General features: G+C 59.1%; 20 protein-coding genes. 16 read left to right on the forward strand and 4 right to left on the reverse strand.

Annotated elements, in window-relative coordinates; translation table 11 throughout:
* The 12 genes from fmt to whiA all read left to right on the forward strand — a co-directional run bounded on the left by fmt (nucleotide 1) and on the right by whiA (nucleotide 12,437).
* Nucleotides 1-948 carry a methionyl-tRNA formyltransferase gene (gene fmt / locus QP324_RS04405; RefSeq protein WP_284814713.1) on the forward strand — a complete coding sequence of 316 codons (948 nt, stop codon included), beginning with the start codon at nucleotides 1-3 and terminating at the stop codon, nucleotides 946-948.
* Nucleotides 945-2,498, forward strand: coding sequence for an RsmB/NOP family class I SAM-dependent RNA methyltransferase (locus tag QP324_RS04410; protein WP_284814714.1), 1,554 nt, complete (start codon nucleotides 945-947; stop codon nucleotides 2,496-2,498). Before fmt ends, QP324_RS04410 begins: the two co-directional genes overlap by 4 nt.
* Nucleotides 2,499-2,517: 19 nt before the next feature.
* Nucleotides 2,518-3,186 carry a ribulose-phosphate 3-epimerase gene (gene rpe / locus QP324_RS04415; RefSeq protein WP_284814716.1) on the forward strand — a complete coding sequence of 223 codons (669 nt, stop codon included), beginning with the start codon at nucleotides 2,518-2,520 and terminating at the stop codon, nucleotides 3,184-3,186.
* Entirely contained in the window at nucleotides 3,186-4,208 is a 1,023-nt protein-coding gene (gene ribD, locus QP324_RS04420; RefSeq protein WP_284814718.1) for a bifunctional diaminohydroxyphosphoribosylaminopyrimidine deaminase/5-amino-6-(5-phosphoribosylamino)uracil reductase RibD, read from the forward strand. Before rpe ends, ribD begins: the two co-directional genes overlap by 1 nt.
* Before the next feature lie 35 nt (nucleotides 4,209-4,243).
* On the forward strand, nucleotides 4,244-4,858 hold the full coding sequence (locus QP324_RS04425; protein ID WP_284814720.1) for a riboflavin synthase: 615 nt from the start codon (nucleotides 4,244-4,246) through the stop codon (nucleotides 4,856-4,858).
* An 11-nt stretch (nucleotides 4,859-4,869) separates the two neighbouring features.
* Complete coding sequence (locus QP324_RS04430) at nucleotides 4,870-6,132, forward strand: bifunctional 3,4-dihydroxy-2-butanone-4-phosphate synthase/GTP cyclohydrolase II (protein WP_284814722.1); 1,263 nt, start codon at nucleotides 4,870-4,872, stop codon at nucleotides 6,130-6,132.
* 29 nt (nucleotides 6,133-6,161) lie between these two features.
* Complete coding sequence (gene ribH / locus QP324_RS04435; RefSeq protein ID WP_239277687.1) at nucleotides 6,162-6,641, forward strand: 6,7-dimethyl-8-ribityllumazine synthase; 480 nt, start codon at nucleotides 6,162-6,164, stop codon at nucleotides 6,639-6,641.
* A gap of 75 nt (nucleotides 6,642-6,716) precedes the next feature.
* Nucleotides 6,717-7,265 (forward strand): PH domain-containing protein, encoded by a 549-nt coding sequence (locus QP324_RS04440; RefSeq protein WP_284769214.1) that lies wholly within the window; start codon nucleotides 6,717-6,719, stop codon nucleotides 7,263-7,265.
* A 3-nt stretch (nucleotides 7,266-7,268) separates the two neighbouring features.
* Nucleotides 7,269-9,344, forward strand: a complete 2,076-nt coding sequence (uvrC, locus tag QP324_RS04445; protein WP_284814724.1) for an excinuclease ABC subunit UvrC — start codon at nucleotides 7,269-7,271, stop codon at nucleotides 9,342-9,344.
* A gap of 40 nt (nucleotides 9,345-9,384) precedes the next feature.
* Nucleotides 9,385-10,266 (forward strand): RNase adapter RapZ, encoded by an 882-nt coding sequence (gene rapZ / locus QP324_RS04450; protein ID WP_284814805.1) that lies wholly within the window; start codon nucleotides 9,385-9,387, stop codon nucleotides 10,264-10,266.
* 23 nt (nucleotides 10,267-10,289) lie between these two features.
* Nucleotides 10,290-11,273 carry a uridine diphosphate-N-acetylglucosamine-binding protein YvcK gene (yvcK, locus tag QP324_RS04455; protein ID WP_284814726.1) on the forward strand — a complete coding sequence of 328 codons (984 nt, stop codon included), beginning with the start codon at nucleotides 10,290-10,292 and terminating at the stop codon, nucleotides 11,271-11,273.
* A 174-nt stretch (nucleotides 11,274-11,447) separates the two neighbouring features.
* A complete protein-coding gene (gene whiA, locus QP324_RS04460) occupies nucleotides 11,448-12,437 on the forward strand; it encodes a DNA-binding protein WhiA (RefSeq protein ID WP_239228818.1) in 990 nt (329 codons plus the stop codon).
* A 132-nt stretch (nucleotides 12,438-12,569) separates the two neighbouring features.
* Here the strand turns inward: whiA and QP324_RS04465 are convergent, their stop codons facing one another.
* Nucleotides 12,570-14,276, reverse strand: a complete 1,707-nt coding sequence (locus QP324_RS04465; RefSeq protein ID WP_284814729.1) for an L-lactate permease — start codon at nucleotides 14,274-14,276, stop codon at nucleotides 12,570-12,572.
* Nucleotides 14,277-14,756: 480 nt separating this feature from the next.
* Here QP324_RS04465 and gap point away from each other — a divergent pair, with 480 nt between their 5' ends.
* The 4 genes from gap to secG all read left to right on the forward strand — a co-directional run bounded on the left by gap (nucleotide 14,757) and on the right by secG (nucleotide 18,340).
* Nucleotides 14,757-15,764: a type I glyceraldehyde-3-phosphate dehydrogenase gene (gene gap / locus QP324_RS04470; RefSeq protein ID WP_239277695.1), complete on the forward strand. Its 1,008-nt coding sequence runs from the start codon at nucleotides 14,757-14,759 to the stop codon at nucleotides 15,762-15,764.
* Between the two features lie 118 nt (nucleotides 15,765-15,882).
* The gene (gene pgk, locus QP324_RS04475; RefSeq protein WP_284814731.1) at nucleotides 15,883-17,100 is read left to right on the forward strand and encodes a phosphoglycerate kinase; all 1,218 of its coding nucleotides are present in this window, start codon (nucleotides 15,883-15,885) and stop codon (nucleotides 17,098-17,100) included.
* A 39-nt stretch (nucleotides 17,101-17,139) separates the two neighbouring features.
* Nucleotides 17,140-17,922, forward strand: a complete 783-nt coding sequence (tpiA, locus tag QP324_RS04480) for a triose-phosphate isomerase (RefSeq protein WP_225746913.1) — start codon at nucleotides 17,140-17,142, stop codon at nucleotides 17,920-17,922.
* Nucleotides 17,923-18,106: 184 nt separating this feature from the next.
* The gene (gene secG, locus QP324_RS04485; RefSeq protein ID WP_005324856.1) at nucleotides 18,107-18,340 is read left to right on the forward strand and encodes a preprotein translocase subunit SecG; all 234 of its coding nucleotides are present in this window, start codon (nucleotides 18,107-18,109) and stop codon (nucleotides 18,338-18,340) included.
* Nucleotides 18,341-18,487: 147 nt separating this feature from the next.
* Here the strand turns inward: secG and pgl are convergent, their stop codons facing one another.
* The 3 genes from pgl to zwf are packed head-to-tail and all read right to left on the reverse strand — an operon-like array spanning nucleotide 18,488 to nucleotide 21,774.
* On the reverse strand, nucleotides 18,488-19,249 hold the full coding sequence (gene pgl / locus QP324_RS04490; protein WP_239277698.1) for a 6-phosphogluconolactonase: 762 nt from the start codon (nucleotides 19,247-19,249) through the stop codon (nucleotides 18,488-18,490).
* 42 nt (nucleotides 19,250-19,291) lie between these two features.
* Nucleotides 19,292-20,227 carry a glucose-6-phosphate dehydrogenase assembly protein OpcA gene (locus tag QP324_RS04495; protein WP_284814733.1) on the reverse strand — a complete coding sequence of 312 codons (936 nt, stop codon included), beginning with the start codon at nucleotides 20,225-20,227 and terminating at the stop codon, nucleotides 19,292-19,294.
* A gap of 14 nt (nucleotides 20,228-20,241) precedes the next feature.
* Nucleotides 20,242-21,774 carry a glucose-6-phosphate dehydrogenase gene (gene zwf / locus QP324_RS04500; protein WP_284814735.1) on the reverse strand — a complete coding sequence of 511 codons (1,533 nt, stop codon included), beginning with the start codon at nucleotides 21,772-21,774 and terminating at the stop codon, nucleotides 20,242-20,244.
* Nucleotides 21,775-21,799: the final 25 nt, after the last annotated feature.

The following is a 21,799-nucleotide window of genomic DNA, read 5'->3' on the forward strand; positions in this document are numbered from 1 at the left end:
ATGCGGATTATTTTTGCCGGTACCCCTGAGCCAGCCGTTGTGGCCTTGGAAAAGCTGCTTGCCTCGTCGCACGAGGTGGTGGCGGTAATCACTCGCCCAGACGCGAAGAAGGGCCGCGGCCGCACTCTTCACCCGAGCCCAGTGAAGGCGCTCGCCCAAGAATACGGCATTGAAGTATTGACCCCAACCACCCTGCGCCCTGACTCGGAGGACGGGCAGGCGCTGCGTGCCCGCTTAAAGGAATTGCAACCAGAGGCGATTCCGGTGGTGGCCTACGGCAATCTGGTGACTAAGGACCTGCTGGAACTACCACAGCATGGCTGGGTAAACCTGCATTTTTCCTTGCTTCCGGCATGGCGCGGTGCGGCACCGGTGCAGGCGGCCATTGCCGCAGGCGATGACGTGACCGGCGCATCAACCTTCCGCATCGAAGAGGGCCTTGATACCGGCCCGGTGCTCGGCACAGTGACGGAGGAGATTAAAGGCACCGATACTGCTGATGACCTGTTGACGCGCCTTGCCTATTCCGGTGGCGATCTGCTCGTGGCCACCATGGATGGCTTAGCGGCGGGGCAGCTGGAGGCACAACCGCAGCAGGGTGAGGCTACCTATGCGCCGAAAATTTCTACCGCGCAGGCCCGCGTGGAGTGGACCCAACCGGCATTTGCCATTGATCGGCACATTCGCGCACACACGCCTGGACCGGGTGCATGGACCATGTGGGACGAGGCCCGCGTGAAGATTGGACAGGTCAGCCTCATAGAAGAGGCGGTGGTTCCACAGGAACTAGAACCAGGGCAGCTGCACATTGCCAAGAATGCCGTATTCATCGGTACCGGTACGCAGCCAGTCCAGCTGGGTAAAATCCAGCCTCCGGGAAAGAAGATGATGAATGCGGCCGATTGGGCCCGCGGACTAGGCAAGGATGCCGAGGTGAAGTTTCAATGAGTGGAGGTTTCCGTTCCCGCAGCAAGTCCGGGGATAAGTCGCCGGCGGGTAAGCCGCAGGACTCCCACAAATCCGCTGGTGTGAAGGGTCGCGGCGGCCGCCCGCAACGGCAGCCGCATGGTAGCCGCGGTGGGCAGCACAGGGGCCGGCAGGCTGCTGCTAAGGGCCAGCGTCCCGGCAAGCGCCAGGAAAGCGGACTGATTCAGGCCGCGCTGGCTGCGGGCGTGGATGCGCCGCGTGCGGTCGCCTTCGACGTGGTGCGCAGGGTAAGCGAGGATGATGCTTTCGCCAACCTCATTTTGCCCAAGGCACTACGCAAGCAAAAGCTCAAGGGGCGCGATGCCGCCTTCGCCACCGAAATCACCTACGGGACGCTGCGCACCCTTGGCGTAGTTGATGCCGTCATCGCAGAGTGCTCTTCGCGCGGCCTCGAGGCCATTTCCCCAGCCGTGGTTGATGCCTTGCGCCTAGGCACCTATCAAGTTCTTTATACCCGCGTGGAGCCACACGCGGCGGTTGATACCACCGTTCGTTTGGTAGAAGCCGCCGGTGAAGTCAAAGCCAAGGGCTTTGCTAATGGCATCATGCGCACCATTACGCGCACGCCAGCTAAGACCTGGCTGGACAAGCTCGCTCCACAGGGGGAAATCGCCGGCATCGCCTTTAAGCATGCCCACCCCACCTGGATTGCGGAATCGTTTAGCCGCGTGTTGGGCCTAGGGGAGTTGGAGGCTGCTCTGGCGGCAGATTCGGATCGACCTTCGGTGCATCTGGTGGCGCGCCCTGGGGAAATCTCGGCCGAGGAATTGGCCCTGATGACCGGCAATGAGGAGGGGCGCTATTCCCCTTATGCGGTGTACATGGAATCCGGTGACCCCGGCCAATTGGAACCCGTGCGCCAAGGATTGGCGGCCGTGCAGGACGAGGGCTCGCAGCTGATTGCTCGCGCGGTATGCGAGGCGCCCCTTGAGGGCGAGGATACCGGCCGGTGGCTAGATCTCTGCGCCGGTCCCGGCGGTAAGGCGGCCTTGATGGGCGCGCTTGCCCGCATCGACTCCGCGCACGTCGATGCAGTGGAGGTATCCCCGCACCGAGCGGCGCTGATTGAAAAGACGGTCAGCGATTTACCCGTGGACGTCCATGTGGCAGATGGCCGCAATCCCGGGGTGGGAGAGGGCTTTGACCGCGTGCTTGTCGATGCCCCCTGTTCCGGCCTCGGTGCCCTCCGTCGCCGCCCCGAGGCGCGGTGGCGCAAGTCCGAGTCTGACATTACCGAGCTCAACCAGCTGCAATTCGAGCTCTTGTCTTCCGCATTAAACCTGGTGCGTCCAGGTGGCGTGGTCATCTACTCCACGTGTTCGCCAGATCTGCGCGAAACCCGGGGCATCGTTGACCGCGCCGTGCGCGAACTCGGCGCCGAAGAACTCGACGCACATGCTCTCATTCCTGATATGGGCGATGTAGGCCATGAGAAATCCGTGCAGATGTGGCCGCATCGGCACGGTACCGACGCCATGTTCTTTGCGGCCCTTCGCCGCGCAGCCAACTAATCGCGATAGACTGGTGGGCATGTCCGCACCGATTATTTCCCCTTCCATCTTGGCCGCTGATTTTTCTCGCTTGGGCGAGGAGCTAGCGGCGATTGATACCGCAGACTGGGTCCATGTGGACATTATGGATGGGCACTTTGTGCCCAACCTGTCTTTCGGCCCAGATATCACGGCCACGGTCCATCGCAGCACCGATAAGCCACTAGATGTCCACCTCATGATTGAGGAACCCGAAAAGTGGGTGGAGACCTATGCCAAGGCGGGCGCGCATACGATTATCTTCCACGTGGAGACCGTCGCCGATGACCAGGCGGCAGTGGACTTGGCCCAGCGCATCCGCGATTTGGGCGTGCGTGCGGCCTTTTCCATCAAGCCGGGCACCGCCATCGAGCCGTGGTTGGACAAGCTGCACCATTTCGATGAGGTGCTGGTGATGTCTGTCGAGCCTGGCTTCGGCGGACAAAAATTCATGCCAGAAATGCTGGAGAAGGTCCGTAAGCTGCGCCGCAGCATTGATGAGCAGGGCCTTGAGACCGTCATCGAGATCGATGGCGGCATTTCACCCGAGACCATCGGGGCAGCCGCCGAGGCGGGTTGCGACGCTTTCGTGGCAGGCTCAGCCGTATTCAAGTCGGACGATCCCGCCGGCGTCGTCAAGCAGCTGCGTGATCTGGCGGCTGGTGCCTAATGGGCGCGGAGTTACAAGACAGCAGCATCTCCGCAGCGCTATTGCGCGCAATGGCCGCGGGTGCTGAAGTTCGTGGAACCACGAGCCCTAACCCACCGGTAGGCGCGGTCATCGTGTCCCCAGCTGGGGAGGTTGTGGGCGTCGGCGCCACCCAGCCCGTGGGTGGCGCGCATGCCGAGGTCATGGCGTTGCAGGAGGCCGGAGGTAAGGCACGCGGGGCCACGGCCGTGGTCACCTTGGAACCCTGCGCGCATACCGGCCGCACGGGTCCCTGCGCGCAGGCGCTTATCGATGCCGGCGTGGCTCGCGTGTACTACCTCCACGCCGATCCCACCCCGCAGGCTGCGGGTGGAGCAGAAGTGTTGGCGGAGGCTGGAGTGGACGTCGCCAAGCTAGAAAAGCCCCCGCACGCCGAGGATGCTTTGGTGCCATGGGTATTCGCCGTGCGCACCCAACGGCCCCACGTCACCTTGAAGTTCGCGCAAACGCTGGACGGTTTCACGGCCGCGGCCGATGGAACCAGCCAATGGATTACGGGCGAGGAAGCGCGCGACTGGGTGCATGCCGATAGGGCGCACCGCGATGCCATCGTGGTGGGCACCGGCACGGCGCTGGCTGATAATCCCTCGCTCACCGCGCGCTTTAGCGACGGCAGCTTGCGCGCGCACCAGCCACGACGGGTGGTCATTGGGAAGCGTGATTTGGCATCGGCGGGCGATGCAGCAAGCCACCTGCGCGAGTTGGGGTACGAGCAGTACGAGAGCATCGAAGAAGCTCTTTTGGAGCTCTACGCCACCGGTGCCCGCGACGTCCTCGTCGAAGGAGGCGCAGGCCTGGCCAGCAGCTTCCTCAAGGCCGACTTGGTGGACGCCATCTCCGCCTATATTGCGCCACTTTTGCTGGGCGAGGGCCGCGGCGTACTCGCGCACCCCGTGACTCAGACGCTGGCAGAGGCCACCCGTTTCCACCGGGTGGGAATGAAGGCGCTGGGTGATGACGTTCTTATTGAGTACGTGCGCTAGACGCTGGACATAGCAGTGAGCGAGAAAGGTTGGAAGTGTTTACTGGGCTAGTACAAGAGTTGGGCACCGTGGAGGCAATGGAGCCGCACGCAGACGCGCTTCGCCTGAGCATTCGTGCCCCGCGTACCGTTGCGGAGGCCGCACTGGGTGATTCCATTGCCATTAACGGCGTATGCCTTACCGTGGCGGATCTGTCCGCGGATACTTTTTGTGCGGATGTGATGCAGGAGTCCTTGGACCGCACCGCACTGGGGCGCCTTGCCGAGGGTGATCCTGTCAATGTCGAACCGGCATTGCTTCCCACTACCCGGCTGGGTGGGCATATCATGCAAGGACACGTGGACGGTACCGCTACGCTGCAGAGCCGAACTAGCTCCGAGAACTGGGATGTGCTGCGGTTTAGCTTGCCGTCCGGGCTTTCCCGGTACGTCGTGGAAAAGGGCTCCATTGCCGTGAGCGGCACCTCGCTGACCGTGAGAGCCGTGGGCCCCGACTGGTTCGAAGTATCCCTTATCCCCACCACTTTGCGCGATACCATTCACGGCGCCTTGCCGGTGGGAGGAGAGGTAAACCTCGAGGTGGATGTGCTGGCCAAGTATGTAGAAAAGATGCTTCACCCCGAAGCTAAACCCCCTGAGGCTAAGGACTAGACTGCTACCTTATGAGCGCGAGTGAGAATTCCATCCGTCTTGATTCCATCGACCAGGCCATCGCGGATATCGCCGCTGGTAAGCCGGTTGTTGTCATCGACGATGAGGATCGCGAAAACGAAGGCGATCTGATTTTCGCCGCAGAGCTAGCCACCCCGGAACTTGTGGCCTTCATGGTGCGCTATTCCTCTGGATATATCTGCGCACCCTTACTGCCAGAAGATTGCAACCGGCTGAACCTACCGCCGATGCTGGCGGTCAACCAGGATGTTCGCGGCACCGCCTACACGGTGACCGTGGATGCAGCGACGGGTAGTACCGGTATTTCTGCGACCTCGCGCGCAGAAACCATCCGGCGTCTGGCAGACCCAAACACCACACCCGGCGAATTCACCCGCCCAGGCCACGTCGTGCCGCTGTGCGCCCGCCCAGGCGGCGTTCTGGAGCGGGACGGACATACTGAGGCCTCCATTGATCTGGCCCGCTTAGCGGGCCTGCGCCCAGCCGGTGTGCTGTGCGAGATCGTCTCCGAAGATGACCCCACGGACATGGCGCGCTCACCAGAGTTGCGTCGCTTTGCCGATACGCATGGACTCTCCATGATCTCTATCGCGCAGCTCATCGAGTGGCGCCGCCATAATGAAACGCAGGTCACCCGCCAGGTTGCCACTGAGCTCCCCACCGAATACGGCCACTTCACCGCCATCGGTTACCGCCATGAGGTAGACGGGCAGGAACACGTTGCATTGGTCGCAGGGGATCCCGCCCAACTGCGCGGCGCACGCGACGTCATGGTGCGCGTCCATTCCGAATGCCTAACTGGTGATGCCTTTGGCTCACGGCGCTGCGATTGCGGGCCCCAACTGCATGAGTCCATGCGCCTTATCAGCCAAGAAGGCCGCGGCGTGGTCATCTACCTGCGCGGTCAAGAGGGCCGTGGAATCGGACTTCTGCATAAGTTGAAGGCCTACCGCCTGCAGGATTCGGGCATGGATACCGTCGATGCCAACCTGGAGCAGGGACTGCCCGAGGACGCCCGCGAGTATTCCGTGGCCGGGCAGATCCTTCGCGAGCTCGGCATAGAATCCGCAAACCTCTTAACCAATAATCCGCATAAGGGCGAGGGGCTGAGTGGCTTTGGAGTGGACGCCAGCCACCACACGCCGCTGGCAACCCCTGCCCACGCGGATAATATTGACTACCTGCGTACTAAACGCGACCGCATGGGCCACCACCTTCCGCAGGTTGCCCAGTGGGACGCCGAACATAAGTAGAACTTTGACGTCCAATCGAAAGGATAGCGATGAGTAAAGAAGGACTACCTGATATTGCCCAGGTAGATGGCAGCGGACTGCGCGTTGCCGTGGTTACTGCTACGTGGAACGCAGAAATTTGCGACCAGCTCCATGCCCAGGCAGTGCAGACCGCTACCGATAATGGTGCCGAGGTTGCCGAATACCGAGTTGTAGGTGCCCTGGAACTTGGCGTTGTCGTCCAAGCAGCAGCCCGCGCCTACGATGCCGTGGTGGCACTAGGCTGCGTTATCCGTGGCGGCACCCCGCACTTTGACTACGTATGCGATTCCGTCACCCAGGCGCTGACCCGCATCTCCCTCGATGAATCCACCCCGGTAGCTAACGGCGTCCTGACCGTTAACGACCAGCAGCAAGCTATCGACCGCGCCGGATTTGCAGACTCGGTAGAAAACAAGGGCGCCGAAGCCATGATTGCGGCTTTAGATACCGCGCTGCAGTTGCGTACACTAAACGCAGCACAGAAGTAACCTCTAGCAATGCGTCAGCGCCCGATGCTTGACCACTAAGGTGGCCGGCGGGGCGCGCCCCAAAGGAGTATGCACATGAACGAGGCGCAGGCCCCAAAGAATCCGCAGCACAGCCACCAGCTTAGCGACGCCGAAGTATTGGCCTATACCAGTGCCGATCCCTTCGCACAGACCACCTCTAAACCGTGGGAATTTACGGCGACCTCGCCCTTCTTGCGCAAGGTGGCTATCGCCTGGGTGATCCTCGTTCTGGCCATCCATATCTTCATGGGAATCACCTTGGATGTGTCTTTTACCGGTGCGCACGTGACTACCATCGACAAATTCGCCTTCCCCGGCGTTGGTGTTCTCATTTCCGTTTTGTCCTGGATCGCTCTTAACCGTCCACGCTTGCGCGCAAATGAGGATGGGGTAGAGGTCCGCAATATCGTGGGCACCCGCTTTTATCCGTGGCAGGTGGTCTACGGACTTTCCTTCCCCGTAGGCCAGCGTATGGCACGCCTTGAGCTGCCCGAGTTCGAGTTCGTTCCCGTCTGGGCGTTGCAGTCCGGCGATAAGGACACCGTCATTGACAACGTCCGCCGCTTCCGCGACGTGGAAGCCAAGTACATGCCCCAGGATTAACAATTGGCTGACCCCACCACCTACCGCCCAGCTCCGGGAACCATTCCCACCGACCCGGGCGTCTATAAGTTCCGCGATGAAAACCGCCGCGTTATCTACGTGGGCAAAGCCAAGAACTTGCGCGCTCGGCTGTCTAACTATTTTCAGGACATCACGCAACTGCACCCGCGTACTCGCCAAATGGTGCTCACCGCCAACTCGGTGGAGTGGACGGTAGTTGCCAGCGAGGTGGAAGCCTTGCAGTTGGAGTATACGTGGATCAAGCGTTTTGATCCACACTTCAACGTCATGTACCGCGATGATAAAACCTATCCTATGCTCGCGGTTTCGGTCGGGGAGACGGTCCCTCGCGCCTTTTTCTACCGTGGCCCGCGGCGCAAGGGCGTGCGCTATTTCGGCCCCTATTCCCATGCCTGGGCCGTGCGCGAAAGCTTGGACTTGCTTACCCGCGTCTTTCCCATGCGCACCTGCTCGAAGGGTGTGTATAACCGGCATGAGCGGCTCGGGCGTCCGTGCCTTTTGGGGTACATCGGAAAGTGCGATGCACCCTGCATTGGCCGAGTAAGCAAGGAAGACCACCGCGAGACGGTCAACGATCTCGTGTCCTTCATGAATGGCAACACCGGTTCAGTGCGCCGCAAACTCACCCAGGACATGGAGCAGGCCGCCGAGAACCTAGAGTTCGAACGCGCGGCGCGCCTGCGCGATGACTTGGGCGCGATTGACAAGATCATGGAACAGCAGGCCGTGGTCTTCACAGACGGCACGGATGCTGATCTCATTGCTTTTAACTCCGATGAACTTGAGGCAGCGGTGCAGATCTTCCATGTCCGCGATGGGCGCATTCGTGGTCAGCGCGGTTGGGTAGTCGAACGCGCCGGCGATCAGGCAAGCTCAGAGCCCTTGGAAGAAGGGCAGCCTGATCCCGCGCTGCCAGCGTTGGTACAGAACTTCCTCATCCAGTTCTATTCCGATGCAGTTGAGCGTGAGAAGCAAGAAGCGCGCGAAGACGCTGCACTCGCCGCGGACGTGAAGCGGCGCGGGGTGGACCAAGAATCGCACATGAAATCCCGCCGCGTGCAGGTTATTCCACGCCAGATTTTGGTTCAGGCCCTGCCGGATGAACCGGAGCAGGTCGTCGCGTTGCTGGAGGAGCTGCGCGGTGCCCAAGTGGACCTGCGCGTTCCCCAGCGCGGCGATAAAAAGCAGCTTATGGTCACGGTGGAGAAGAACGCCAAGGAGCAATTGCGCCAACATAAGCTCAAGCGGGTAGGAGACCTCACCGCACGCTCGGCGGCCTTGCAGGATATTCAAGAAGCTCTGGGTATGGAGCAAGCCCCATTGCGCATCGAATGTACTGATATCTCCCACATTCAAGGCACAGATGTGGTTGCTTCCCTGGTGGTCTTTGAAGATGGCCTGCCCAAGAAGTCGGACTATAGGCGCTACCGCATCAAGGAGGCGGCTGGTGATGGCCGCTCGGATGACGTCGGTTCTATCGCAGAGATTACGCGCCGTCGGTTTAAGCGTCACAAGCAAGATAAGCTGGCCCATCCGGATGAGGAAGTAGAAGAGTCGTCCTTTGCAGAGGAGAAGGTGGCGGAAGAATCCGCCGAGGCGGGGCGCCGCTTTGCGTATCCACCGCAGCTTTTCATTGTGGATGGCGGCGCGCCCCAGGTGGCCGCAGCTCAAGAGGTATTTGATGAGTTAGGCATCGTGGATGTAACCCTGGTGGGCCTGGCCAAGCGCCTCGAGGAAATCTGGGTTCCCGGCGATGATGAGCCGGTGATTCTGCCGCGAAACTCGCAAGCGCTATTCCTCTTGCAGCAGATTCGCGATGAAGCCCACCGCTTTGCCATTACTTACCACCGGCAGCAGCGCTCAAAGCGGATGCGTTCCTCAGCTCTTGATTCCGTGCCGGGATTGGGACCGCAGCGGCGCACCGATCTGGTTAAGCATTTCGGTTCGGTGAAGAAGCTCAAGGCCGCCACTGTGGATGAGATCTGCGAGGTAAACGGCTTCGGTCCAAAACTGGCCCAGACCGTCTACGAGACTTTGCATGATTCTTCGGGCAACTAAGTGGAGTTCTCCTAGAAGCGGCGAATCCTAAAGCGCTAGACTGTTGGGCATGACGCATTTCGAAACTCCACCCATTTTGATAACCGGCATGTCCGGCGGCGGGTTGAGTTCCGCTGCCAAAGTGTTTGAGGATAAGGGCTACTACGTGGCCCACAATATTCCGCCTCGCGCCATTGTTGACCTGCTCAAGCTGTGCAACCAAGAGGGAACTCCGGTGGGCAAGGTAGCAGCCGTAACGGATGTGCGCTCGCGCATGTTTCCAGGGTCTTTGTTAGAGATTATGGATGAGCTTACGGAACTAAATATGAAGCCCACCGTGCTCTTTTTGGATGCTCGTGATGATGTGCTCATTCGCCGATTTGATTCGGTGCGTCGCACCCACCCACTGCAGGAGGGCGACACGCTCAAAGTAGGTATCCAACGCGAGCGTCGGGCGGTGGCAGACGTGCGTTCCCATGCGGATATGATTATTGATACGACGAACCTATCCATTCATGATCTCCGCCGCGCCATTGAGGCGGCCTTTGGTGAGATGCAAAATGAAAAGCAACATGTCACCGTTGAGTCCTTTGGATTTAAGAATGGCTCGCCCCGCGATGCTGACTTAGTGGTAGACGTGCGTTTCCTGCCCAACCCCTATTGGGTTCCAGAACTGCGGGGATACCGCGGCACGGATGAACCGGTTGCCCACTATGTGCTCTCGCAGCCAGCGGCGCAGGAGTTCGTGGATACTTTCTTGCAGATGTTTTCTACCATGCTGGATGGCTACCGCCATGAGGGCAAGAACTTCATCACGCTTGGCGTCGGTTGCACGGGCGGCCACCACCGTTCCGTCGCCATCGCAGAGGCTATAGCGGCGCGACTGCGGGACAATGACACTTTGGACGTCAGCACCTTGCATAGGGATATCGCACGAGGCTAGAGCACAGGAGTTTTAACGCTTTTATGACCAATCCTTCACACATGGTCTGCCTCGGCGGCGGCCATGGACTTTATCAAACCCTTCTGTCCGCACGCTTTAGCGAGGCGACCGATATTTCTGCGATCGTTACCGTCGCGGATGATGGCGGTTCCTCTGGCCGTTTGCGCCGCGAGCTGGAAATCATTCCCCCGGGTGACTTGCGCATGGCGCTGGCTGCCTTGGCCAATAGTGACCCAGTGGGGGACTTGTGGGCGCGAACCTTGCAACACCGTTTCGGTGGCAATGGCGCTATGGCAGGGCATGCGGTGGGCAATCTGATGATTGCGGGATTGACGGATGTGCTCGGCGATTATCAAGCTGCCCTGGATACCATCGCAGAACTTACTAATTCCCAGGGGCGAGTTTTCCCAGTGGTCAATCAAGCCTTAGAGATTGAGGCGGATGTTGCCGGGCTTGACGACGACCCCCGTGTCATGCGCCAGGTCCGCGGCCAGGTTGCGGTCGCTTCCACACCGGGCCAGGTGCGGCGCGTGCGCATCGTGCCCGAACGACCCAGCGCGAATCCGGATGCCCTCGATGCCATCCAGCGCGCGGATCTCATTACCATCGGCCCAGGCTCGTGGTTTAGCTCGGTATTGCCGCATACTCTCGTGCCGCAGGTAGTGGATGCGATTTCTGCTTCCGATGCGTTGCGCGTCGTTGTTTTGAACCTTTCGGCCGAGCCGGGCGAAACTCATGGCTTCTCCGCAGAGCGTCACTTGCACGTGCTCGCGCAGCACGCCCCTGATCTGCGGATTGACCGTATTTTGGTGGACGAGGCGGCTTTGCCCACCGATAGTGAGCGCGTCTATATTCAGCGCGCCGCGCAGTCCCTAGGCGCTCGCGCTACCTTCGCGGATGTGAGCCAAGTTGATGCCAATGGTCGCAGCATCAATAAGCACGATCCGGAAAAGCTGTCTGCGGCGCTCTTGGACCTATATTCGGACTATCGCAGCACTCGCGATTAGAACCGGCGCTAATTCACCGCGGTATCGTGCAAACAGCCGCACTCGACCGACTGCGCGGCGATCGAGCCCGCGCGGTATGATGTCAGAAATCCTTTCACCGCACTGGGCTGGAAGCAATGGCTCTAGCCGGTATGCGTACTTTGTGACTGTGAGAATAGAAATGGGGCGAACTAGGTGACCACACCATTGACCGACCAGGTCAAAGAAGAATTGACGGCTGTCGTCGTGCCACGCCAGTCCGCTCGCGCTGCCGAACTGGCGGCGATGTTGCGATTCGCCGGCGAACTAGATATTTCCGGTGACAGCATGTCCTATGAGCTGGAGCTAGAAAGCCACGCCATTGCGCGGCGCTTCATGAACGCTCTTGATGACCTTTATGGGATCACTGCCGATAGCCATGTTGCCGGCCCGGCAGGAACCACCAAGAAGACTCGCGTAACGGTTCGCATTTCCACCGGCGCGAAAGAGTTGACCCGTCGGCTGGGTCTTATCACCCGCTCCGGCCATGCAGTAGTGGGTCTGCCGCCGCAGGTCATCTCCGGCACCGTCGCCGATAGCGAAGCAGCATGGCGCGGAGCCTTCCTTGCCCATGGCAGTCTCACGGAGCCAGGCCGCTCTTCCGCGCTGGAAGTTACCTGCCCGTGCCAAGAGGCTGCGTTGGCACTGGTGGGCTGCGCCCGCCGCCTTGGTATCTCTGCGAAGACCAAGGAAACTCGCGGTGAAGATCGCGTCGTTGTACGCGATGGTGATGCTATCGGGGCGCTTCTTACGCGTATGGGTGCTCAGGAGACTCGATTGAGCTGGGAAAAGAAGCGAGTTAAGCGGGAGGCGCACGATACGTCTCGGCGCTTGGACAATTTTGATGACGCCAACCTTCGGCGCTCTGCTCGCGCTGCGGTTACCGCGGCAGCGCGCGTTGACCGCGCCATGGAGATCTTAGGTGACGATGTTCCTGAGCACTTGGCAGACGCGGGCCGCTTGCGAGTTCAGCACCGCGAGGCTTCGCTCGAAGAGCTGGGTCGCTTGGCCGAGCCTCCTATGACTAAGGACGCAGTAGCTGGGCGTATTCGCCGCTTGCTGTCGATGGCCGATAAGCGAGCCGAGGAGCTGGATATCCCCGATACCAACCAAGCGATTACAGATGACCTCTTCAACGAATCCTGACCCTCGGATTCGCTTACATTAAAAGAACTCCCCGCAGTGCGGATACCAAAGCGGTAGACGCAGCTGCGGGGAGATTTTTAGTGCCTTCCCGGCTAGCAGGTGCGCAACCGGCTAGCCAGAAGCGTTAAAGAACTAGGGCACGAGGAATCCTAGGACGTTGGTCATCAAGAACACGATGACGCATACAATGGCTAGGAAAGCCACGGAGTAGCCCACTACGTTCTTCAGGATGACTGATTCCTTGCCCTCCATATTGACGGCGGTAGCCGCAATTGCAAGGGACTGCGGGGAGATCATCTTGCCCACAACGCCGCCTGCGGTATTGGCCGCGAGCATAAGGTCAGGATTCACGCTGATTCGCTCTGCCGCTGCAACCTGCAGGTTGGCAAAGAGGGCATTAGCAGACGTATCGGAGCCAGTAACCGCGGTACCAATCCAGCCCAGGACTGGGGCGAAGAGCGCAAAGATGCTGCCGGCAGAAGAGACGAACTCACCAATAGCAATAGTCTGGCCGGAGTAGTTCATCGTGTAGGCCAAGGCCAGCACCAAGATGATGGTAAGGGCCGAGAACTTCATGCGGCTGACGACGTCCCCAAAGGCGCTCACCGGTTGCCCAAAGCTTAGGCTGTAGCGGCCATTTTCATTGAAGTAGTGGTAGACAACCGCAACGATAATGCCCGAGAGCAGCAGGAGCGTACCTGGATTGCCAAAGACATTGAAGCTGAAGCTGGTATCCATGAGATTGCCGTCGGCGTCGACAATCGCGTCATCAAGCAAAGGCCAGGCAAAGTGCAGCTTGAGGAATCCGAAGATAGCGGGGGCGGCGGTGGCCACGGCAAAGACCACGGTCACTACGGCGTAGGGAAGCAGCGCCATCCAGATACGGCGTCCGTTGAGATCGGTGGTGGACTCGGCGGCAGGAAGCTCGAGACGCTCGCGCAACTCCTTGACGCCCTTCGGCTTCCATACCCGGAGGAAGGCGAAAGCACAGCCCAAAGAGACGATGCAGGCGATGACGTTGGTGAGCTGGTACGCAAAGAAAGTCGCGGCCAACCACTGAGCCAACGCGAAGGAAATGCCAATCACGGCAGCGGCCGGGGCAGTTTCCTTGACACCGCGGAAGCCATCCAAGATGAAGGCGATGAGGAATGGCACGATGGCGGCGATGAGCAGCACCTGCAAGGAGATAAGTGCTGCAATGTCGTGGGTTTGCTCGGCACTGCGACCGGCAACCTCGCCCGCAGTGGTTACCGGGATGCCAACCGCGCCAAAAGCAACCGGAGCGGTATTAGCAATCAGAACTACTGTAGCCGCGCGCAGTGGCTTCACACCGAGGGCCATGATCATGGTCGCGGTAATGGCTACGGGGGCACCAAAACCGGCGAGGGCCTCCAACAAACCGCCAAAACAGAAGGCGATGAGGATAGCCTGGATGCGAATATCGCCGTCACCCAAAAGGTCAAAGGTCTTGCGCAGGTCCTCGAAGCGCCCGGAGGCTACGGTGATTTCATAGAACCAGATTGCGGTAATGATGACCCAGACAATGGGTAGGAGCCCGAATAGGCCGCCACGTACGGCGGAGGACAAAGCCATATCTACCGGCATGGAGAAGCCGGCGATGGCAATAATGAGGGATACTGCCAGGGCAACGGCGCCAGAAGTATGCGCGCGTGCTTTAACCCCAAGCAGCATGATAAAGAATGCAATGAGCGGGAGAATCGCCACCAGGGCGGTAAGCCCGAGGCTGTCACCCACAGCAGAGGTATTTATTTCGAACAAGAGAAGTCCTTGGTTTCTACGGTGGTCTTGCCCGTAGGAAATTACGGGCACCTGAAGCATTCTCACGGTGACTAACGGTGGCGCTAGAGCAGGAAGGGTTGCCTTAAACGCTTTGTGAGCCAGTGAGTAAAGAAAGCATATCGTGCGGTGGGCGTCACGGAAAGAATACGGTCGTCTTGATAGGAGTCAACGGCAGCATTTCTCAATGTCCGATCGGACAGAAGCGGGCGCAACCCCTAAAGTGTAGTAGTGATATATCTCATGGTAACAGAGTAAACCCAACATAAACCCACGTGTTCGGGCCTATCCAGCGGTTTTGTATGTGGGAAATAAAAAGGATCGGAAAGAGTGTACGCGCTTTTGGAAAGTCTGTCACCCACTAGTTCTTAAGGTCGCTGGGAGCCTGCGCTGACAAAAAACGCTCGGTAGTATCGGCCATGTAAGGGAAAACGCTCGGGCGCTTCTCAAACACAGGCTTCATCGAAGGACCCGCGCACATACCCGTACACACATTTACTCGACTCTTTGAGGAGAAATACAGTGACTATCCGCGTAGGTATCAATGGCTTTGGCCGCATTGGCCGTAACTTTTTCCGTGCAGTCGCTCAGGGTGACAACAACCTCGAAGTTGTTGCAGTAAACGACCTGACCGACAACGGCACGCTGGCTAACCTGCTGAAGTACGACTCCGTGCTGGGCCGCTTCGATGGCGAAATTACTCACGACGATGAGTCCATTACCGTTAATGGTCACCGCATCGTGGTAACCGCAGAAAAGGACCCGAAGCAGCTCAAGTGGGGCGAGTACAACGTAGACCTCGTCATCGAGTCCACCGGCCGCTTTACCAACGGCAACGACGCCAAGGCTCACCTCGAGGCTGGCGCCAAGAAAGTCATCATCTCCGCCCCGGGCAAGGAAGTAGACGCAACCTTCGTCTACGGCGTCAACTCTGACACCTATGATCCGGCAAACCACAACGTCATCTCTGCAGCATCCTGCACCACCAACTGCCTGGCACCGATGGCAAAGGTTCTCAATGACAAGTTCGGCATTGAAAAGGGCCTGATGACCACCGTTCACGCTTACACCGGCGACCAGCGCATCCAGGACGCTCCGCACAAGGACCCGCGCCGCGCCCGTGCCGCTGCAGTAAACATGGTGCCTACCTCCACTGGCGCTGCTAAGGCCGTATCCCTGGTTCTGCCTGAGCTGGACGGCAAGCTGGATGGTTACGCAATGCGCGTTCCGGTTATCACCGGCTCCGCTACCGACCTGACCTTCACCGCTTCCCGCGACGTCACTGCCGAGGAAATCAACGCTGCCTTGAAGGAAGCTGCTGAGGGCGAGCTCAAGGACACCCTCGCATACACCGAAGATCCGCTGGTTTCCACCGACATTGTTACCTCCCCGCACGGCTGCATCTTCGACTCCGGCATGACCAAGGTTTCCAACGGCAACCTGGTCAAGGTTCTGGGCTGGTACGACAACGAGTGGGGCTACACCTCCCAGCTCGTTCGCCTGACCAACCTGGTGGCAGACAAGCTCTAAACTAGAGCTCTAGCAATGAGGATCCGGCCGCGATGCAAGCCTAAACGGCGCTGCGTCGCGGCCGGTATTCTTTTATCTATAGCCTTTTAACCCGTCCGAATTGTTTAAGGAGTAAATAATGGCTTTCCAGACTCTTGACGATCTTCTCAAGGAGGGCGTCGAATCCCGCCACGTCCTCGTCCGCTCTGACTTCAATGTTCCACTTGATGAAGAGGGAAACATTACCGATCCCGGACGCATCAACGCTTCTCTTCCGACCATCAAAGCACTGGTAGAGGGTGGTGCAAAGGTCATTCTTTCCGCACACCTGGGTCGTCCAAAGGGTGAGGTAAACCCTAAGTTCTCTTTGGCTCCAGTAGCTGAAGCGCTGTCTGAAGCGCTTGACCAGTACGTTGCCCTAGCCGGCGACGTCACCGGAGAAGACGCTCATGAGCGTGCCAACGGCCTCAACGATGGCGATGTGATGTTGATCGAAAACGTCCGCTTCGACCCCCGTGAGACCTCCAAGGACGAGGCTGAGCGCGACCAGTTCGCTGAAGAGCTCGTTGCTCTGGCAGCCGATAACGGCGCTTTTGTTTCTGATGGATTTGGCGTTGTCCACCGTGCGCAGGCATCTGTGTATGACGTCGCTAAGCGCCTGCCGGCTTACGCGGGCAAGCTCGTAGAAAAGGAACTGTCGGTTCTGTCCACCGTAGCCAAGGAGCCGGAGCACCCGTACGTGGTTGTCCTCGGCGGCGCCAAGGTTTCGGATAAGCTCGGCGTGATTGAAGCACTGGCCGGCAAGGCAGACAAGGTCATCATTGGTGGCGGCATGTGCTACACCCTGCTGGCCGCCAAGGGCTATAACGTCCAAGAGTCCCTGCTGCAAGAAGATCAGATCGAAAACTGCAAGGACCTGCTCGAGCGCTTTGGCGACAAGCTGGTGCTTCCGGTTGACCTCGCTGCTGCAAGCAAGTTCGCAGCGGATGCAGAGACCCAGGTGGTCGAGCTCGATAGCATCCCTGAAGGCTGGATGTCCCTGGATATTGGACCAAAGTCTGTGGAAAAGTTTGCAGAGGTGCTTGCTTCCTCCAAGACCGTCTTCTGGAACGGCCCGATGGGCGTATTCGAAATGGAAGCTTTCTCCAAGGGCACTGCTGGTGTAGCGCAGGCTATTATCGACGCCACCGCAAAGAACGGTTCCTTCTCCGTCGTTGGTGGCGGCGACTCCGCTGCCTCCGTGCGCATGCTTGGCTTGGATGAGGATGGCTTCAGCCATATCTCGACCGGCGGCGGTGCCTCCCTCGAGTACCTCGAGGGCAAGGAGCTTCCGGGCGTATCTGTCCTGGAAGCCTAAAACTGCCTTCTTAATTTGCCAGAAAGAGAGGAAAAATTCATGGCACGCACCCCACTTATCGCAGGTAACTGGAAGATGAACCTCGACCACGTCGAGGCCATCGGCTCCGTTCAGAAGTTCGCCTTTTCCCTGCCAAAGGACTACTACGAGAAGGTTGACGTGGCCTACATGGTCCCGTTTACTGATATCCGCACTATCCAAACGCTGGTAGAGGGCGACAAGCTGCAGGTCACCTACGGTGCGCAGGACATTTCTAAGCACGAGTCCGGCGCATTCACTGGTGAAGTATCTGGCAAGATGTTGGCCAAGCTCGGCTGCAGCTGGGTGGTTGTGGGCCACTCGGAGCGCCGTCAGTACCACGGCGAGACCGATAAGCTCGTTGCAGAGAAGGCAGCTGCAGCATTGGACAATGGCATCAGCCCCATCGTGTGCGTAGGCGAGCCGTTGGCTGTACGCGAGGCCGGTACCCATGTGGACTACGTGGTTAACCAGACCCGCAATTCTTTGGCCGGCCTGAGCGCAGACCAGCTTGCCAAGACTGTCATCGCCTACGAGCCAGTTTGGGCGATTGGCACCGGCAAGGTTGCCTCCGCAGACGATGCCCAAGAAGTCTGCGCCGCCATCCGTGAGCTCGTAACGGAGCTCGCAGGCGAGGAGGTTGCTGCAGGTATCCGCATTCTCTACGGTGGTTCCGTCAAGGTTGATTCCGTTGCAGAGATCGTCAGCAAGCCTGACGTCGACGGCGGCCTTATCGGTGGCGCTTCCTTGGTCGGCGAGGAGTTTGCCAAGTTGGCTGCCAACGCAGCTAATGCCCTGAGCTAACAGCAGTTATCACCCGTCACAGGTTCGCGCTAAGGCGCGGGTTGGAATGGTTCCAGCCCGCGCCATCGTGTACAGTGGGCCGGTGTGATTGCTTCGCTGTACGCGAAGCCTAAAAGTACGATTCCGCGCTAGCGGGTGGCGAGAGTCAACCGCAGGGCGCACGTTAGAAATAAGGATTATCCTCATGGTCTTGGCACTGGAAATCATCTTGGTCATCGCAGCTATTTTGATGTCCATCTTCGTGCTGCTGCACAAGGGCAAAGGTGGTGGCCTGTCCAGCCTCTTTGGCGGTGGCGTGCAGTCGAACCTGTCCGGCTCGACCGTCGTGGAAAAGAACCTGGACCGTTACACCGTGGTCATGGTAATTATCTGGCTTGCGTGCATCGTAGGCCTCAACCTCATCCAAGCATTCGCTTAAGCCACCAGCTGGAATAGCGAAAGCGCCGGTACCGGCTTCCAACCTCCTGGTTTCCTGTAGGAACTGTAGGTGGGGAAGCGGTACCGGCGCTTTTTGCGTGGCTCCGAGCCCAAAAGTTCAGCTCGGCTATGCTCTAGGCTGACGTGCCTAGAGCTCGGATGCGGCGTCATCGGCAAGGAAGAGGATGGTTTCTTCCTTACCGTGCACGCCTGCAGCTGGCCATTCTTCAGGCTCAGCGCCTTCAACGACGTGCTTGGCAGCTTCCGCCTTGGCCTCGCCTGCTACAAGAAGCCAGATCCGATCAGACTTGTTGACTGCGGGAAGAGTAAGGGTGATGCGCTCGCTCGGCGGCTTGGGAGAGTCATGAACGGGAACAGCTAGCTCTTCTTGCTCCCGAACCGCCTCAGAATGGGGGAACAAGGAATTGATATGGCCCTCTTCGCCCATGCCCAGCAGATGGAGATCGAAGCCGTTCGGGGCAAATTCCTTCAGCTCTGGCTCATACGCACTCGCCGCGGCTTCCATAGACACCGCGCCCAGATCAAAACCGTGGATATTCTGGTTTGGAATATCTACGTGGTTGAGCAGGGCACTGCGCGCTTGACCCTCATTAGAATCTGCATCAGAGACGGGTACATTACGCTCATCGCCGAAGAAGACGTGAACGCGCGACCAATCGATGCGTTGGGCGGGAAAATTCTCGCCTTGTTGCTGTGCCGCGAAATCCAAACGAGCTAGCTCGTGAAGAACGCCAATTCCAGCGCCACCGCCGGTTAGGACAACTCGCGCGACCCCATCGTGGTGGAGCCCGCCACCGGCGGCTTGGATGCGCGCTACGGTATCCACGAATTTCAGCGCGGCCTGGGAGATAAGGTCATCCACATCGCTTACGCGGTGAAGAGTTACCATGAGGTATCGCTATCCTTTGCAAAGAATCAGAGTTAAGCCGTTTTACTGCTTACTGTAGTCTACTTGGGCGAGCGCACGGAGCGCTTGCGCATAAGTCTTATCGGCATCCAGATGGCGCAATTCTTCAGAGAGAACCTCAGCTTGGGAGCGTTTGCTAAGGCTCACCAAGGAATCCGGGGAACCTGGAACGCACACCCGCACCGTGCGCTCGTCGACGACATCAACGTCGACGTGGCTCGTTTCCCGATTAAACCGCAAGTGGGTCACTGGGAAGTGCAGCTCCTGAGAATCGGTCACAGTGCGGTGGACGGGGACTGCCAAACGATCGAGGAGCCATCCGGCCGCGAAGTCTGGCGCTGGGTGGCCCGCAGGGCCCGCCACCTCGACGGACTGCACGGGCTCGTGAGGATGGCGGTCCAATGCGGAGGCCACGACGCCGCGCCACAAAGTGATGGCGGCCCAGGACATATCGGAATCGCCCGGCGTGTAACCGGCGGATAAGGTGCGCAGATCTTCGCCAGTGACGCGTCCGTCATGGGCAACGTTGGTGATGCGGCGTTGAGCCAGTTTGCCCACAGAGCTGGCAGCTGGATCGGGCGGGCACAAGGTAGGCCACCAGGCGACCAAGGGGGTATCGGGAAGCAGCAGTGGAGTAACGACTGCCTCGTCCTGGTTTGCCAAGGCGCCGTGCAACTTCATGATGACCATCTCAGAAGCACCCGCTTCACCACCCACGCGAAGCTGCGCGTCCAGGTGGGTATCTGCCTGCGGGTCGCCCGTCACGACGACCAGAACGCGCGACGGGTGCTCGTGGGAGGCATCGCGCACGGAGGCCAGGATGTTTTCCAGATCATCGTCCTCGCGGGCAGCCACGATTAGGGTAAGTACTCGGCCGGTAGTAAGGGTGTAATGCTCTTGGGCCTCTACTAGCTTCTTGGAGATTTCACGCGTAGTGGTGTTGGGCAATGGAATAATCATTGTCTGCGTCCCTCCTATGGGCGGCGCCAGGAGTGGTCCCGGCGGCGCAACATTCTATCGGCGGATTCCGGGCCCCATGTGCCAGCGCGGTATTCCTCCGGCTGACCAGCTTCGGCCCAGTAATCGATGATGGGATCCAAAATCGACCAGGAAAGTTCCACCTCTTCGTTGGTGGGGAAGAGCGAGGACTCATCGAGGAGGGCATCCAAAATCAAGCGCTCGTATGCTTCCGGAGATTCCTCGGTAAAGGCCTCAGCATAAGCAAAGTCCATATTGACGTCTCGGACCTCCATGGTGGAACCGGGCACCTTGGAGCCAAAGCGCATGGTGACACCTTCATCCGGCTGTACGCGGATCACCACTGCGTTTCGGCCCAGCGCATCGGTCTGGCCGTCAACGAATGGTTGATTTGGCGCTGCCTTGAATACCAGCGCAATCTCGGTCACGCGCCGGCCCAAGCGCTTGCCCGTGCGCAGGTAGAAAGGCACTCCTCCCCAGCGGCGGGAGTTTACTTCCAAGGTACAGGCTGCATAGGTCTCCGTCGTGGACTCTGGATCGAAGCCTTCCTCTTCACGCAGGCCCTTGACAAACTCGGAGCCTTGCCAGCCGGCGGAGTACTGACCGCGAGCAGTGGTCTTATTGAGCGGGTGCACAGCGTGAGTAGCGCGCAGCACCTTGACCTTTTCTGCCTGCAGGGCCTCAGGCTCGAAGGAGGAGGGTTCTTCCATCGCAACTAGAGCCAAGAGCTGGAGTAGGTGGTTCTGGATGACGTCGCGAGCCGCACCGATGCCGTCATAGTAGCCAGCGCGGCCGCCCAGGCCAATATCTTCGGCCATGGTGATTTGGACGTGATCGATGTAGTGGGCGTTCCACATGGGCTCAAAAATTTGATTGGCAAAGCGCAAAGCCATGATGTTTTGCACCGTCTCCTTGCCCAAATAATGGTCAATGCGGAAGACCGCGGACTCGGGGAAGACGGCGTTGACAATCTCATTGAGCTTGCGGGCAGACTCTTGATCGTGGCCAAAAGGCTTCTCAATGATTACCCGGCGCCACGAGTCCTCGACGGAGTTGGCCATGCCCACCCGCTCCAGCTGGTGGCAGATATTGGAGAAGAACTCCGGGGGAACCGAAAGGTAGTATGCCCAGTTGCTTCCGGTGCCGCGCTCGCGATCAAGCTCGCCCAAACGCGCCGAAAGGCGATCGAATCCAGCATCATCGAAGGAACCTTGCACAAATTCGATTCCCTGGGATAAATGCTGCCAGACATCTTCATTGAACTCGGTACGTGAGCCAGCGATGACGGCTGAGCGAACGTAGTCACAGAATGCGACCTTGTCCCAGTCACGGCGACCATAACCCACAAGGGTAAAGCCAGCGGGGAGGAGACCACGGCTCGCTAGGTCGTAGATGGCGGGCAGTAGCTTTTTATATGCTAGGTCACCGGTAACGCCGAAGATGACCATGCCCGCGGGTCCTGCGATTCGCGGCAATCGCTTGTCGCTGGCATTGCGCAAGGGGTTGACCCAAGCGGCTGAGTCGGTCACGAAGAATCCTTCCTGAGTTTATGGG

This window comes from Corynebacterium sp. UMB0012 (assembly GCF_030216265.1).
Lineage (GTDB): Bacteria > Actinomycetota > Actinomycetes > Mycobacteriales > Mycobacteriaceae > Corynebacterium.

Bases quoted from the DNA above. Each gene is read 5' to 3' on its own strand.
- fmt (WP_284814713.1), top strand. From the start codon at position 1: ATGCGGATTATTTTTGCCGGTACCCCTGAGCCAGCCGTTGTGGCCTTG.
- QP324_RS04410 (WP_284814714.1), top strand. From the start codon at position 945: ATGAGTGGAGGTTTCCGTTCCCGCAGCAAGTCCGGGGATAAGTCGCCG.
- rpe (WP_284814716.1), top strand. From the start codon at position 2,518: ATGTCCGCACCGATTATTTCCCCTTCCATCTTGGCCGCTGATTTTTCT.
- ribD (WP_284814718.1), top strand. From the start codon at position 3,186: ATGGGCGCGGAGTTACAAGACAGCAGCATCTCCGCAGCGCTATTGCGC.
- QP324_RS04430 (WP_284814722.1), top strand. From the start codon at position 4,870: ATGAGCGCGAGTGAGAATTCCATCCGTCTTGATTCCATCGACCAGGCC.
- ribH (WP_239277687.1), top strand. From the start codon at position 6,162: ATGAGTAAAGAAGGACTACCTGATATTGCCCAGGTAGATGGCAGCGGA.
- QP324_RS04440 (WP_284769214.1), top strand. From the start codon at position 6,717: ATGAACGAGGCGCAGGCCCCAAAGAATCCGCAGCACAGCCACCAGCTT.
- yvcK (WP_284814726.1), top strand. From the start codon at position 10,290: ATGACCAATCCTTCACACATGGTCTGCCTCGGCGGCGGCCATGGACTT.
- QP324_RS04465 (WP_284814729.1), bottom strand. From the start codon at position 14,276: ATGCTTCAGGTGCCCGTAATTTCCTACGGGCAAGACCACCGTAGAAAC.
- pgk (WP_284814731.1), top strand. From the start codon at position 15,883: ATGGCTTTCCAGACTCTTGACGATCTTCTCAAGGAGGGCGTCGAATCC.
- tpiA (WP_225746913.1), top strand. From the start codon at position 17,140: ATGGCACGCACCCCACTTATCGCAGGTAACTGGAAGATGAACCTCGAC.
- secG (WP_005324856.1), top strand. From the start codon at position 18,107: ATGGTCTTGGCACTGGAAATCATCTTGGTCATCGCAGCTATTTTGATG.
- pgl (WP_239277698.1), bottom strand. From the start codon at position 19,249: ATGGTAACTCTTCACCGCGTAAGCGATGTGGATGACCTTATCTCCCAG.
- QP324_RS04495 (WP_284814733.1), bottom strand. From the start codon at position 20,227: ATGATTATTCCATTGCCCAACACCACTACGCGTGAAATCTCCAAGAAG.